General features: G+C 67.4%; 11 protein-coding genes, 1 tRNA gene and 2 pseudogenes. 9 read left to right on the forward strand and 5 right to left on the reverse strand.

What is annotated here, in order from left to right:
* Positions 1 to 104: 104 nt before the first annotated feature.
* Entirely contained in the window at positions 105 to 797 is a 693-nt protein-coding gene (locus AC1DYU_RS20555) for a class I SAM-dependent methyltransferase (RefSeq protein WP_476793241.1), read from the forward strand.
* 74 nt (positions 798 to 871) lie between these two features.
* Here AC1DYU_RS20555 and AC1DYU_RS20560 read toward each other — a convergent pair.
* Positions 872 to 1,372: pseudogene (locus tag AC1DYU_RS20560) on the reverse strand (MBL fold metallo-hydrolase); the annotation flags it as partial.
* Position 1,373: 1 nt separating this feature from the next.
* On the opposite strand from AC1DYU_RS20560, the pseudogene AC1DYU_RS20565 reads away from it, so the two are divergent.
* Positions 1,374 to 1,598: pseudogene (locus tag AC1DYU_RS20565) on the forward strand (LysR substrate-binding domain-containing protein); the annotation flags it as partial.
* A gap of 161 nt (positions 1,599 to 1,759) precedes the next feature.
* On the opposite strand, the gene AC1DYU_RS20570 reads toward AC1DYU_RS20565, so the two are convergent.
* Positions 1,760 to 1,834, reverse strand: a tRNA-Glu gene (locus tag AC1DYU_RS20570).
* A gap of 175 nt (positions 1,835 to 2,009) precedes the next feature.
* Positions 2,010 to 3,119 carry an alkene reductase gene (locus AC1DYU_RS20575; RefSeq protein ID WP_476793242.1) on the reverse strand — a complete coding sequence of 370 codons (1,110 nt, stop codon included), beginning with the start codon at positions 3,117 to 3,119 and terminating at the stop codon, positions 2,010 to 2,012.
* Between the two features lie 287 nt (positions 3,120 to 3,406).
* Between AC1DYU_RS20575 and AC1DYU_RS20580 the strand changes: the two genes are divergently transcribed.
* The 7 genes from AC1DYU_RS20580 to AC1DYU_RS20610 all read left to right on the forward strand — a co-directional run bounded on the left by AC1DYU_RS20580 (position 3,407) and on the right by AC1DYU_RS20610 (position 10,891).
* The gene (locus AC1DYU_RS20580; protein ID WP_476793365.1) at positions 3,407 to 4,123 is read left to right on the forward strand and encodes a ComF family protein; all 717 of its coding nucleotides are present in this window, start codon (positions 3,407 to 3,409) and stop codon (positions 4,121 to 4,123) included.
* A gap of 54 nt (positions 4,124 to 4,177) precedes the next feature.
* Positions 4,178 to 4,435 (forward strand): glutaredoxin 3, encoded by a 258-nt coding sequence (gene grxC, locus AC1DYU_RS20585; RefSeq protein WP_476793243.1) that lies wholly within the window; start codon positions 4,178 to 4,180, stop codon positions 4,433 to 4,435.
* Positions 4,436 to 4,502: 67 nt separating this feature from the next.
* Positions 4,503 to 4,985: a DUF1178 family protein gene (locus AC1DYU_RS20590; RefSeq protein ID WP_476793244.1), complete on the forward strand. Its 483-nt coding sequence runs from the start codon at positions 4,503 to 4,505 to the stop codon at positions 4,983 to 4,985.
* 93 nt (positions 4,986 to 5,078) lie between these two features.
* Entirely contained in the window at positions 5,079 to 6,158 is a 1,080-nt protein-coding gene (locus AC1DYU_RS20595; RefSeq protein ID WP_476793245.1) for an OmpA family protein, read from the forward strand.
* The gene (locus AC1DYU_RS20600) at positions 6,158 to 7,042 is read left to right on the forward strand and encodes an aldose 1-epimerase family protein (RefSeq protein ID WP_476793246.1); all 885 of its coding nucleotides are present in this window, start codon (positions 6,158 to 6,160) and stop codon (positions 7,040 to 7,042) included. The genes AC1DYU_RS20595 and AC1DYU_RS20600 overlap by 1 nt, the downstream gene beginning before the upstream one ends.
* A 127-nt stretch (positions 7,043 to 7,169) precedes the next feature.
* Positions 7,170 to 9,179 (forward strand): methylmalonyl-CoA mutase family protein, encoded by a 2,010-nt coding sequence (locus AC1DYU_RS20605; RefSeq protein WP_476793247.1) that lies wholly within the window; start codon positions 7,170 to 7,172, stop codon positions 9,177 to 9,179.
* A 95-nt stretch (positions 9,180 to 9,274) separates the two neighbouring features.
* Positions 9,275 to 10,891 (forward strand): AMP-binding protein, encoded by a 1,617-nt coding sequence (locus AC1DYU_RS20610; RefSeq protein WP_476793366.1) that lies wholly within the window; start codon positions 9,275 to 9,277, stop codon positions 10,889 to 10,891.
* On the opposite strand, the gene AC1DYU_RS20615 is transcribed toward AC1DYU_RS20610, so the two are convergent.
* A complete protein-coding gene (locus AC1DYU_RS20615; RefSeq protein ID WP_476793248.1) occupies positions 10,863 to 12,014 on the reverse strand; it encodes a GNAT family N-acetyltransferase in 1,152 nt (383 codons plus the stop codon). The genes AC1DYU_RS20610 and AC1DYU_RS20615 overlap by 29 nt on opposite strands.
* A 122-nt stretch (positions 12,015 to 12,136) precedes the next feature.
* On the reverse strand, positions 12,137 to 13,270 hold the full coding sequence (locus tag AC1DYU_RS20620; protein WP_476793249.1) for a CobW family GTP-binding protein: 1,134 nt from the start codon (positions 13,268 to 13,270) through the stop codon (positions 12,137 to 12,139).
* Positions 13,271 to 13,283: the final 13 nt, after the last annotated feature.

The raw sequence follows: 13,283 nt of genomic DNA on the forward strand, positions 1-13,283 counted from the left end.
GGGCCCCGTCCGACAGCAGCGAGCGACCAGGCAAAAGCAGTTGTGAACGGCCCCGGTCATTGGCTTGCCACCCCGGGGCGGGCATGCGTTAGGCTTGGGCCGTCATGTCAGCACGCCCGGTCAATGATACGCTGAGGGTCATCAGGACAATCCTCGCTCCGCTTGAGGAGCGCCGGATTCTTGAGATCGGCTGCGGGCGCGGCGCCCTGCTCAACGCCTTGGCCGAACTGGGCGCCAAGGTCGCAGGGATCGACCCGGATCCGGCCGCGCTGATGGAAGCGCGCAAGACGGCGCCGACCGCCATCCTGCGCCAGGCCGTGGCCGAAAACCTGCCTTTCGTCGATGCGGCCATGCACGCGGCGATCTTCGTCAACAGCCTGCACCATGTCTCACCGTCCGCCATGGCAGGCGCACTCGCCGAGGCGGCGCGCGTCGTCGAACCGGGCGGCGACGTCATCGTCGTCGAGCCGCTGCCGACAGGCACCTTCTTCGAGTCGATGCGTCCGATCGAGGACGAGACGCAGATCCGCCTGGCGGCGCAGGAGGCGATCGCCGGTGCCCTACGCGACGGCCCCCTGCTCTTGGTCGCCAGCGGCGAATACGACCGGGTCGAGACCTTCCCAACCGTGTCGGACTTCATCGACCGCGTCGTGGCGGTCGATCCCTCGCGCAAGGACAGGGCGCTGGAAGAGCGCGAGAAGGTCATGAAGCGCTTCTACATCCTCGCCGAATATGTGAAGGGCGGTTATCTGCTACGCCAGCCGCTGCGCCTGCACCATCTCAAGCGGCCGGAATAGCCGGACGCGACAACCCCGGGGCGATTTTCACAGCTTCGCTCAAGTCGGCCGCCATCCGGCTACGGGCATGGCGGCTAGCCCCACTTCATCTCGCCGGTCGCAACCTTGGAACCGATGTCGAGCGCGACGCCCATGCCCAGATTGGGGAAGCGCGCCAGCAGCGCGGCCTTGAGCGCGGCCGAGTCCTTGGCCTTGACCAGCTCTTCCTCGAAGGCCGCGAGATAGGCCTTGGTGTATGCCACTCCCGAGAGATCCGTCGGGACGTTCGGCGCCATATGGCCGGCCACGACAATCGACGGCTTGCGCGCCGCGATGGCGTCGAGCGTCGCGACCCAGGCGGTACGCTGCTCCTTGGTCGGCGTGTCGGCGGTCCAGACATGGACGCCCGCGAAGATCATCACCCCGCCGAACACCGCGTTCAGCGATGGCACGAAGAGATAGCGCCGGTTGGGAAGCCCTTCGGCCGGCACAATCTCCACGGTCTCGCCATCGACGCTCAGTGTCTTGCCGTCGAACGCCTCGGGCATGACGATGTCGGTCAGCGCCTGCGGACCGTTTTCCTTGAGCTGAGGCCCCGGTGGCGGGCTGTCGGTCCTGCCGGATTTTCTGGTCGCGGACGACGTGGCATCCGGGCGCCTCGTCCACGTCCTTCGAGAATGGCAACTGCCGTCCGGCGGCATTCACACCGTCTATCCCGCGGCGCGGTTCCGGCCACCGAAGGTCACCGCCTTCGCGGAGATGCTCATCGCCGCTGAGCAGCGCAAGACGTCCGCCATCGGGAAACGGGCACACGCGACCTGAGCAGCGGCCCGAGAATGCATTGCGATTTTCAAACGAAGGCGATGCAAGACAACAGAACGGAACTCTGGGAATGACCCGCCGGAGGCGTTGATGCCGCGATGTTCTGAGCAGGTAGATTGATGTTGCTGAAGATTCAGCCCGCTTCGGCACTTAGCGAAGCGTGGCGCTCCATAGCGGAATCGAACCGCTCTTTCCGGCGTGAGAGGCCAGCGTCCTAACCGATAGACGAATGGAGCATAGACCGTTTCGCGCCAGGCGCTCCAAACGGCAGGATACCCGGTCAGCACCGTGACAGCGCTGGCCGAGGGCTGCTGTTTAATCGGGCTTCGGCCGGCCCGCAACTGTTTTTGCAGCGAGCCCGCGAAATTCCAAAGGGCGCGCTCCGGGCGCGCCCTTTCGGTGCTGCCAGCCTCAGGCGGCCTTGTCGGTCAGGAACGGGTAGTCGGTATAGCCCTTCTCGTCGCCGCCATAGAACAGCGACGGCTCGGGCGCATTGAGTGGCGCATCGACCCGCAGGCGCTCGACCAGGTCGGGATTGGCGATGAACAGCTTGCCGAAGGCAACGGCATCGACACGGCCGCTCTCGACCGCCTCGATCGCCAGTGCCCGGTCGAAGCCGTTATTGGCGATATAGGCGCCCTTAAAGACCTTGCGCAGGGCGTCGTAGTCGAAGGGCAGGAAGTCGCGTTTGCCGCCCGTCGCGCCTTCGATCACATGGATGAAGGCGATGCCGGCCTCGTCCAGCTTGGCGACGAGATGGTTGAACAGCGGCTGCGGATCGCTGTCGCTGGCGTCGTTGGCCGGCGTCACCGGGGAAAGCCTGATGCCGACCCGGCCCTTGCCGAACACCTTCGTCACGGCGTCTACCACCTCCAGCGTCAGCCGGACGCGGTTCTCGATCGAGCCGCCATAGGCGTCGTCGCGCGTGTTGGTGCCGTCGCGCAGGAACTGGTCGAGCAGATAGCCATTGGCGCCGTGGATCTCGATGCCGTCGAAGCCGGCCGCCTTGGCGTTCTCGGCCGCGCGGACATAGTCGGCGACGATGCCGGGCAGTTCCTCGAGCCGCAGCGCGCGCGGCGGCGAGACCTCGGCGAAGCCGCTCTCGATATAGGTCTTGCCCTTGGCCGGGATCGCGGAGGGCGCGACCGGCGCCTGCCCGTCTGGTTGCAGCGAGACATGGCTGATGCGGCCGACATGCCAGAGCTGCGCGACGATCTTGCCGCCGGCCTGATGCACAGCGTCGGTGACCGCCTTCCAGCCCTTGACCTGCTCGGCCGTGTACATGCCCGGCGTCCAGACATAGCCTTGGCCCTGCTGCGAGATCTGCGTGGCCTCGGAGATGATCAGGCCGGCGCCGGCACGCTGGCGATAATACTCGACATTGAGCGTGTTGGGCGCATCATTGCCATGGGTGGCGCGGTTGCGCGTCAGCGGCGCCATGACGACGCGGTTGCTGACGGCGATGTCGCCGATCTGGAACGGCGTGAACAGCGCCGGTACGGACTCTGAGGATGAACTCATCGGGATTGTCCTTCGGGGGAACCGCAAGACCAGGTGATGGCGAAGCGGCGGAGAAGCGGCTGCGGGCGTCAGCATAAGCGCAGCCGCCCGGCATCTTCCAGATAGGTGTTGCAGTGCGATATGACAGGGTGGCGCAACCCATCCCGCCAAAACAGGATGGCCTCCTCTGGCTGTCAGGCGATCCGGAGAGAAACGATCTCTCCGATGGCGCCGGCACGCAGAAAACCATCTCCGCCTCCTGGCCCCGCGCAGCCGTCCGGCAGGGCGCGGCGCTGCTGCGCCGTTCCATGCGAACCGCCATCGGCATCGTCTACCCGCCCTCCTGCATCGCCTGCCAGGCCGCGACCGGCGAGGCGCAGGCGCTTTGCCCGTCCTGCTGGAGCGGCATCGGCTTCATCGAGCGGCCCTATTGCGAGCGGCTCGGAACGCCTTTCGCTGTGGATCTCGGCGAGGGGCTGGTCTCGCCCGCCGCGATCGCCGATCCGCCGGTCTTCGCCCGGGCGCGGGCCGTCTGCCGCTTCGACGGCACGGCGCGGGAACTGGTCCACCGCCTGAAATATGGCGACCGCACCGATCTCGCTTTGACGCTGGGCCGCATGATGGCTCAGGCAGGGCGGGACCTCACCTGCGACGCCGGCCTGATCGTCCCCGTGCCGTTGCATCGCACGCGGCTCTGGAGCCGGCGCTTCAACCAGGCCGCCGCGCTGGCGCAGGTCGTCGCGCGGCAATCGGGCGTCCCGCTGGCGCCGATGGCGCTGTCGCGGGTCAAGCGCACGCGTCAGCAGGTCGGGCTGACGCGGGCCCAGCGCGCCGATAATCTTCAGGGCGCCTTCAAGGTGCATCCCGACGCGAAATCGCAGGTCGAGGGCCGTCGCATCCTGCTGGTCGACGATGTCCTGACCACCGGCTCGACCGCCAATGCCGCCGCCCGTGCCTTGCTGCGAGCCGGCGCCAGCGAGGTCGACATTCTCACCTTTGCGCGCGTCGTGACCGACGGGTCGTGACGAATGCATGACGAGACACTACATTGCGGGAACAGCAACATTCCGGATGCCGCGATGCCCGCCGTCACCATCTACACCACCTCCTGGTGCCCCTACTGCAAGGCGGCTAAGTCGCTGCTGACCAGGAAGGGCGTCGCCTTCGACGAGATCGACGTCGACGGCAAGCCCGAGCTCCGGCAGGCGATGACCGCGCGCGCCGGAGGCCGAACCTCGGTGCCGCAGATCTTCATCGGCGACAAGCATGTCGGTGGCTCCGACGACATCCACGCGCTCGATGCCCGCGGCGAACTCGACAAGCTGCTCGCCGCTTGAACGCCCTCCCATATTCGGCGACCGGCAGCCATTCCCTCTGGAACGGCGCCGCGCCGATTGGCATGACATGATCCGCTACGCCCTCATCTGCGACAACGGCCACGGCTTCGAAAGCTGGTTCCCGACATCGGCCAGCTTCGAGGAGCAGGCGAAGCGCGGCTTCGTCTCCTGCCCGGCCTGCAACAGCATCAAGGTCGAGCGCGCGATCATGGCGCCCAATGTCGCGCGCACCGATCGCGGCGCCAGACAGATCGAGGCGCAGGCCGTCTCCGCCGAGCCGGCCCCGACAGCAGCCGCGCCCGCGCCCGTCGCCCTGATGGGCGAGAAGGAAATCGCCTTCCGCGAAATGGTCACCGCGCTTCACGCCCATGTCACGGCCAATGCCGAGCATGTCGGCCCGCGCTTCGCTGACGAGGCGCTGAAGATCCATCACGGCGAAAGCGACAGCCGGCCGATCTATGGCGAGGCGTCGCTGGATGATGCGCGGATGCTGCATGAGGAAGGCGTCGAATTCCTGCCGCTGCCGCGCCTGCCGGGCACGGGGAACTGAGCGCGGCGTCGCGCCCGACTCACGGTCACGACGACCTTGCCTTGGCGCCCGAAGCATCGGAGTGTCCTGTCGCAACGTCATCGGAAGCCTGCCATGAATCGCCTGATCGTCGCCGGCCTCCTCTCGCTTGCAGCCATGACCGGCGCGCTGGCCGACGCCACGATCCCGACCCGCGATATCGCCGGGGCCCGGGATAATGCGCTGCTGAAGCGCTATGACGGCTCTTTCATCGTCAGCTATGACCGCGCCGCCTTCACCGACTTCAAGCTACCGCTGTCGCGGCTCGAGCCGGTCGATCCCGACAAGCGCCGCGATGCCTCCAACAATGTCGTCCATCTGCCGAAGCAGGAAAAGGAGCTGGAGGGCGCCCGCAGCCGTCTGGCCTATCTGCTGCCCGCCGAGCGTTCGCCGCTGGAGGTGCTGCGCAACTACCAGGACGAGGTCGAGGCGGCTGGCGGCGTTGTGCTGTTTGCCTGCAAGGGCGAGGCCTGCGGCGGCGATCCCGAGCGGTCCTCGGCCGGAGGCGGCGGCGATTCCAGCCTGCTGATGTATTTCCTGCGCGAGAGCGAACTGAAGGACGAGGCGTTTTCGAACGGGGCCTGCGCCCTGGCCTCCTCCATTGGCGATCAGCGCTTCTTCGCAGCCAAAATGCCCCACCCCGATGGCGAGGCCTATGTCACAGTCCAGACCTATCAGGTTAAGAACGACCTCTACTGCAAGGCTTTCAACAACCGCACTGTTGCCGTCGTCCATGTCGTCGAACCGCGCCCGCGCGACCGCAAGATGGTCACCGTCAAGGCCGAGGAGATGGCCCGCAGCATCAATGCCACAGGCCGCATCGCGCTTTACGGCATCCTCTTCGACACCGACAAGGCCGAGCTCAAGCCTGCGTCCGATCCGGCGCTTGTCGAGATCGCGGCGCTGCTCAAGGCCAACCCCAAACTCTCCGTGCTGATCGTCGGGCACACCGACAACCAGGGCAGCTTCGACTACAATGTCGAGCTGTCGCGCAAGCGCGCGGATGCGGTCGTCAAGGCGCTCGTGACGACCCACAAGGTCGATGCAAGGAGACTGCGCGCCGCCGGAGCCGGCATGATAGCACCGGCAGCGCCCAACGAGGCGGAAGAGGGTCGGACCAGGAACCGCCGGGTCGAAATCGTCAAGCTGAACTGATGGGATCAATGATCACACTGGCCAATGACGCGCTGCACATCGCGATCGCGACGCTCGGCGCGGAACTGCAATCCGTCACCGATTCAAAAGGCCGGGACTGGCTCTGGAACGGCGATCCGGCGATCTGGGCCGGGCGCTCGCCGCTGCTCTTTCCCGTGATCGGCAAGCATCCGGACGGTAAGGTTCTGATCTCAGGCAAGCGCTATCCGATCAAGAGCCACGGCGTCGCCCGGACCAGCCTGTTCACGCTCATTGCACAGGACGACACCTCCTGCACGCTGCGGCTGAGCGACAATGACGAGACCCGGCAGGCCTATCCCTTCGCCTTCGCGCTCGACATGACCTACCGGCTCATTGGGTCGGCGCTGACCCTGACCGCCCGCATCGCCAACACCGGCGACGCGGAGATGCCCTTCTGTTTCGGCTATCACCCGGCCTTCCTGTGGCCGCTGCCGGGCGCCAGTGGCCTGCCGCACCGCATCCGCCTGGGCAATGGCGTGAGCCCCCGGCATCTGCGCCTCGGAGCCGATGGCCAGCGCGCGCCGCAAAGCCACGCTTCCGTCTTTGAAGATGGCGTTCTGACGCTCGACCATGCGCTCTTCGTCGAGGATGCGCTGATCATCGCTGAAGGTGCCGGCCACCACGCCTGGTATGGCGCGGATGGCTTGCCCGGCGTCGCGGTCGACTTTCCCGACATGCCCCATCTTGGCGTCTGGACCAAGCCGAACGGCCCCTACATCTGCATCGAGCCCTGGCACGGCCTGCCTTCGCCGCCGGACCCCGACGAGCCGCTCGACAAGCGCGCCGGTGTGATCCTTCTCCCGCCCGGAGCCACCACGGAACTGCCGATGACGCTGACCTTCGGCGTGCCCTGGCGCGGCTGAGGCCGGCTCGATCGCTATCGGAAGGCCTTGCGCTCATCCGAAGGTCTCAAACGACAGGCCCGCCCCTCTGGCGTTATTCTCGCCGCAGTGCAACATTGAGATTGCTCTGAAAAGAGGGTGGAACGGCATGAACGCGATCGACCCCGCCGGCAGCATATCTGCGCCCCGCGACAAGCCAATTCCTCGCGACAAGCCTTGGATCTTCCGCACCTATGCGGGCCATTCCGACGCCTCGGAATCTAACCGGCTCTATCGCAACAACCTCGCCAAGGGGCAGACCGGCCTCTCGGTCGCCTTCGACCTGCCGACGCAGACCGGCTACGACCCCGACCATGTCCTGGCGCGCGGCGAGGTCGGCAAGGTCGGCGTGCCCGTCAGCCATCTCGGCGACATGCGGGCGCTGTTCGCCGACATTCCGCTGTCGCAGATGAACACCTCGATGACGATCAACGCGACGGCGGCCTGGCTGCTCTCGCTCTACATCGCGGTCGCAGACGAGCAGGGTGCGCCCCGCCACCTGTTGCAGGGCACCACCCAGAACGACCTCGTCAAGGAATACCTGTCGCGCGGCACCTATGTCTTCCCGCCGCGCCCCTCAATGGCGCTGACCACCGATATCGTCGTGTTCACGGCCCGCGAACTGCCGAAATGGAACCCGACGAATGTCTGTTCCTACCATCTGCAGGAGGCGGGAGCCTCGCCGGTACAGGAATTGTCCTTCGCGCTGGCGACCGCCATCGCCCTGCTCGATTCCATCCGGGCGCGGCCGGAGGTTTCGGCGGAGGAATTTCCCGACGTCGTCGGGCGCATCTCCTTCTTCGTCAATGCCGGCATGCGCTTCGTCACCGAGCTCTGCAAGATGCGGGCTTTCGTCGAGCTCTGGGACGAGATCACGCTTGGCCGCTATGGCGTTGCCGACGACGCGATGAGGCGTTTCCGCTATGGCGTGCAGGTCAATTCGCTGGGGCTGACCGAGCCGCAGCCCGAGAACAACGTCTACCGCATCCTGATCGAGATGCTGGCGGTGACGCTCTCGAAGAAGGCCCGCGCCCGGGCGGTGCAGCTTCCGGCCTGGAACGAGGCGCTCGGCCTGCCGCGCCCCTTCGACCAGCAATGGTCGCTGCGTATGCAGCAGGTGCTGGCCTATGAGACCGATTTGCTCGAATTCGGCGACATCTTCGACGGCTCGACCGTGATCGACGCCAAGGTCGCCGACCTCAAGGCGGCCGCGCTGGAGGAGCTGGCCCGGATCGACGACATGGGCGGGGCCCTGGCCGCGATCGAGACCGGCTATATGAAGCAGGCGCTGGTCGAGAACGGCGCCCGCCGGATCGAGGCGATCGAGCGCGGCGAGCAGATCGTCATCGGCGTCAACAAATTCACCAATAGCGAGCCCTCCCCGCTCTCGGCCGGCGAAGGCAATGTCGTCACCGTGCCGGATTCCGTCGAGTTGGAGGCGATCGGCCGGCTCAAGGCCTGGCGCTCGGCCCGCGACGCCAAGGCGTCGGAAGCGGCCCTCGCCGAACTCGCCTCCGCAGCGAAGGAAGCCCGCAACGTCATGCCGGCCTCGATCGCCTGCGCCAAGGCCGGGGTCACCACCGGCGAATGGGCGCAGACGCTCCGCGAAATCTTCGGCGAATACCGCGCCCCGACCGGCGTCGACACCAGCAAGCTCGGCGACAATTCCGACCTCGCCACGGTCAAGGCCGCCGTCGCCCGTGCCACCGAAAAGCTCGGCCGCGTGCCGCGCTTCCTCGTCGGCAAGCCCGGCCTCGACGGTCATTCGAACGGCGCCGAGCAGATCGCGGTGCGCGCCCGCGATGCCGGCATGGCGGTGAGCTATGGCGGCATCCGTCAGACGCCCGAGGAGATCGTGGCGCAGGCGCAGGAGACGCAAGCCGACATCATCGGGCTGTCGATCCTGTCGGGCTCGCATCTGCCGCTGGTCCGCGACGTCACGGCGCGGCTGCGGGTTGCAGGGATGGACGTGCCGGTCGTGGTCGGCGGCATCATCCCGCCCGACGACGAGAACGCGCTGCGCAACATGGGCGTGGCGGCCGTCTACACCCCGAAGAACTTTGAGCTCGACGGCATCATCGCCGATGTCGCAGGGCTCGCGGCGAAGGGCCGTCCCTAGCCGATACCAGCTGTGATCGCGCTTGCCCTGCGTCACGGTGACAGGCCGGCCGCGCCTGCCTATTTTGCCGCTCCCTTTCGTGGATACCCCGCTTGATCCCTCTCGAATTCCGCGACTACGAGGCGCTGCGCGCCGGCTTCCGCTGGCAAATTCCGCAGCGCTACAACATCGCAACCGATGTCTGCGACCGCTGGGCTGCGCTCGATCCGGACCGCACCGCGATCATCGAGGTCTCCAGCGACTGGCAGGTCTCGCCGGTCAGCTTCGGCCATCTCCGCGACGCCTCGAACCGGCTGGCGAATGCGTTGCGGGCGAGGGGCGTCGCGCGCGGCGACCGCATCGCGATCCTGCTCCCGCAGGGTCGCCACGTGCTCACCGCCCATCTCGCCGCCTACAAGCTCGGCGCCATCGCGGTACCGTTGGCGGCACTGTTCGGCGTCGATGCGCTGGCCTATCGGTTGAACGATTCAGGCGCCAATGTGCTGGTGACGGATGCAGCTGGCCTCGCCAAGACACGGCAGATCGCCGAGCCTTTGCCGGATCTCGCCCTGACGATCGCGACGGATGGCGCCGATCGCGACGCGCTGGGCTGGGATGCTCTTCTCGCAGAGGCGAGCCCCGATTTCACCGCCGTCGACACCAGCCCCGACGACCCGGCGCTGATGATCTACACCTCGGGCACGACAGGCAACCCCAAGGGCGCGCTGCATGGCCACCGCGTCCTGCCCGGCCATCTGCCGGGCGTGCAGATGCCGCATGAGTTCATGCCGCAGCCGGGCGATCTCGCCTGGACGCCGGCCGACTGGGCCTGGGCCGGCGGCCTGCTCAACATGCTGCTGCCGGCCCTGCATTTCGGCGTCGCGGTGGTAGCGCGCCCGGTGACGCGTTTCGAGCCGGAGGAGGCCTTCCGCCTGATGGCGGACCTTGGGATCCGCAACGCTTTCGTGCCGCCGACCGCGCTGCGGATGCTGCGCAGCGTCGAGCGCCCGCGCGAGCGCTTCGCCTTCGATCTGCGCACGGTTGCGGCTGCGGGCGAGGCGCTGGGAGCCGAGACGCTGGCCTGGGGCCACGAGGCGCTCGGCCTCACCATCAACGAGGCCTATGGCCAGACCGAGTGCAATCTCGTGCTCGCCTCCTGCGCGCGGATCGGCATCAGCCGCCCGGGCTTCATCGGCAAGGCGGTGCCGGGCCACGAGGTCGCGGTCATCAGGCCGGACGGCACGGTCTGCGATGTCGGCGAGGAGGGCGAGATCGCCGTGCGCCGGCCCGACCCGGTGATGTTCCTCGGATATTGGAACAACCCGCAGGCGACGGAAGACAAGTTCATTGGCGACTGGATGAAGACCGGCGACCAGGCGGTGCAGGACGAGGACGGCTATGTCCGCTTCGTCGGCCGCGACGACGACGTCATCACCTCCTCGGGCTATCGCATTGGCCCGGGCGAGATCGAGGATTGCCTGCTGCGGCACGAGGCCGTATCGCTCGCCGCCGTGGTCGGCAAGCCGGACGGCTTACGCACCGAGATCGTCAAGGCCTTCGTCGTGCTGAAACCCGGTCATGCCGGGACGCCGGAACTTGCCGCCGAGCTTCAGGGCTTCGTGCGGCGGCGGCTCTCTGCCCATGAATATCCGCGTGAGATCGCCTTCCGCGAGGAACTGCCGCTGACGACCACGGGCAAGATCATCAGGCGGCTCCTGCGCGCGGAAGCCTGAACAGGGAGCGGCGCAGCGCCGCCCGGGCGCGGCCGGCGAGATCGCGGGGCTTCTGCGCAAGGCCATGCGACAGGTGCAGGTCGCCGAGCGAGACGGCATCCGTTCCGCTGGCCGCCAGGCCGCCAGGCTGCAGGATCGTCCGCGACGGCGCCGCCTGCCGCATCATCGCGAGCAGGACGCGTTGCGGCCCAAGCGCCGCATGGGCCTGCTCCTGGGCACCGAGATAAAGCCAGCCGCGAGCGCCCCGGCCGATCACGATCGCGCCCGCGATGGGCTGCCCGTCGAGCATCAGCAGCGCGACCCGGCATTGTCGCACCCGGCTCAAGCCACGCGTCATCGCCCGGAGGAAGCCGACCTCGCGCGTGTCCTGCAGCGTCGCAGCGCCGGCCTGCGCGCGCGGGCCGGACGCCTCCATCGCCAGGATGATCTCGACGGCATCGCGCAATCCCGACTGCGTCCGGGTCTCGACCAGTGTCAGCTCGCCTTTCAGCGCCAGCGCCTCGCGCGCGGCCTCGATGGAGTCCGCCGGCGCGATCGCTTCCATCGCCGACAACGCAGGGCGCACGCTCACTGTGAGGCCCTGTCGCTGCGTCTCCTGGCGCAGGGTCGAGACCAGCGGCCCGGCCAGATCGACACGCCGCAGCACCAGCCCCCGGCCCTCGATCAGCCGCTGGAGGCCGGGATCGAGCACGGCTGCGATGACCGCCTGCGCCTGCTGCCGGTCGAGCAGCGGCGCGCCATTGAAGATGCGCCGGTCCGAGAAGCCGATCAGTGCGTCGGGCACGAACAGACCCTGTCGGGGAAAGCACGGAATGAGGCCAACGAGCCGCCGTCTTGCCTCCGTCGCCCCACCCTGCCAGGCGAGGATCGCAACCACATCACGGAAGGCGACGAGGTGCTGCGCGGCCGCGAGCGCAAAACCGGGCTCGAAGAACGGGTTCGGCTCCAGCGCGCGAGCGACGAGGTGGCTCCAGGCATCAACGATGTCGGCGCAGCCGGCGAGCGTGCGGATCTCGATCGTGATCGCACCGGCTGGCTGCTGCGCCGGGGCGTAGCCTGCCTCGATACCGGCACCGCTGGCGCTACCGGACGGCGCGCCCTTCAAAGCCATGATCTGGTTCATCCGACCCTGCCCAACGCTGCGCTGGACCGATCTGGCGCGAGGCTGTGCCAAATTGGCGAGCCACAACGCAAACCTCGATCGGTCGCAGGGTTGGCTTCAAGAACGGGGCCAGCGCGGCCGTCTCAGGCCGTGGCGGTCTCCCGGGCCGCGCCACCCTGGACCTGCCCCAGGAAAGCCGCCCAGAGCCGCTGCACGACGGCCTCGTCGATATCCTTGACGATCAGCACGAGGCGCGAGCGCCGGTCGGCATCGGGCCAGGCGTCGAGGATGACCGGCGGATGCAGGATCTGCTGCACGGCATGCAGCAGCAGCGGCCGGTCGGGATGTTCCGCCACCTGCACCAGCCCCTTCATGCGCAACAGCTTGGGCCCATGGACCGAGCGCAGCAGCGTCCAGAATAGGTCCACCGTCGCCTGCTGGATCGGCGCATCCGCCGTCAGGGCGAAGGCGCGGATGCTGGCATCATGGCGATTCACATCGTGATGGGCGTGGCCGTGATCATAATGGTCACCATGTCCATGATCATGGCCGTGATGATGGTGATCATGGCCGTGATGTTCGTGACCACCGCCCGGCAGGGTCTCGCGTGCCAGCCATTGCCCGATCTCGGCCGGGCGCTGCGCCAGATCGTAGAGCCCGGCGCCAAACAGCGAGCGCGCCGCCGCTTCGGGACCCAGCAGGGCAACGCCCGGATTGAGCCAGGCCAGCCGCTGCCGCAGCGGGGCGATCTCGGCGAAGCTCGACACCAGATCGGCCTTGGTCAGCACGAGGCGATCGGCCGCCACGACCTGCTTGCGCGCCTCCTCATGCGCGTCGAGCGTCGCCATGGCGTTGACCGCATCGACCAGCGTCACCACGCCGTCGAGCCGGAAGCGCATCGCCAGATAGGGGTGGTTGATCAGCACGTTGAGGATTGGCGCCGGGTCGGCGAGGCCGGTGGTCTCGATCACGACGCGGGAGAACGGGCTGATCCGGCCATTGTCGCGCCGCCGCAGCAGATCTTCCAGCGTCACGATGAGATCGTCGCGGATCGTGCAGCACAGGCAGCCCGATTCCAGCAGGATCATGCCGTCCTCGAGACCCTGCATCAGGACATGGTCGAGGCCGACCTCGCCGAACTCGTTGACGATGACCACGGTCTGCGCCAGCGCCGGATCCTTCAGCAGCCGGTTCAGCAGCGTCGTCTTGCCGGCGCCGAGGAAGCCCGTCAGCAGCGTCAGGGGAAGCGGCTCCGGCCGAGTCTGCTGGCTGGTCATGGTCGTCACGCTC

The sequence above is a fragment of the Allobosea sp. P2_B12 genome, from assembly GCF_056404835.1.

Excerpts from the sequence above, each read along its gene's own strand:
- AC1DYU_RS20555 (WP_476793241.1), top strand. The coding sequence starts at position 105 with ATGTCAGCACGCCCGGTCAATGATACGCTGAGGGTCATCAGGACAATC.
- AC1DYU_RS20575 (WP_476793242.1), bottom strand. The coding sequence starts at position 3,119 with ATGAGTTCATCCTCAGAGTCCGTACCGGCGCTGTTCACGCCGTTCCAG.
- AC1DYU_RS20580 (WP_476793365.1), top strand. The coding sequence starts at position 3,407 with ATGCGAACCGCCATCGGCATCGTCTACCCGCCCTCCTGCATCGCCTGC.
- grxC (WP_476793243.1), top strand. The coding sequence starts at position 4,178 with ATGCCCGCCGTCACCATCTACACCACCTCCTGGTGCCCCTACTGCAAG.
- AC1DYU_RS20590 (WP_476793244.1), top strand. The coding sequence starts at position 4,503 with ATGATCCGCTACGCCCTCATCTGCGACAACGGCCACGGCTTCGAAAGC.
- AC1DYU_RS20595 (WP_476793245.1), top strand. The coding sequence starts at position 5,079 with ATGAATCGCCTGATCGTCGCCGGCCTCCTCTCGCTTGCAGCCATGACC.
- AC1DYU_RS20600 (WP_476793246.1), top strand. The coding sequence starts at position 6,158 with ATGGGATCAATGATCACACTGGCCAATGACGCGCTGCACATCGCGATC.
- AC1DYU_RS20605 (WP_476793247.1), top strand. The coding sequence starts at position 7,170 with ATGAACGCGATCGACCCCGCCGGCAGCATATCTGCGCCCCGCGACAAG.
- AC1DYU_RS20615 (WP_476793248.1), bottom strand. The coding sequence starts at position 12,014 with ATGAACCAGATCATGGCTTTGAAGGGCGCGCCGTCCGGTAGCGCCAGC.
- AC1DYU_RS20620 (WP_476793249.1), bottom strand. The coding sequence starts at position 13,270 with ATGACCAGCCAGCAGACTCGGCCGGAGCCGCTTCCCCTGACGCTGCTG.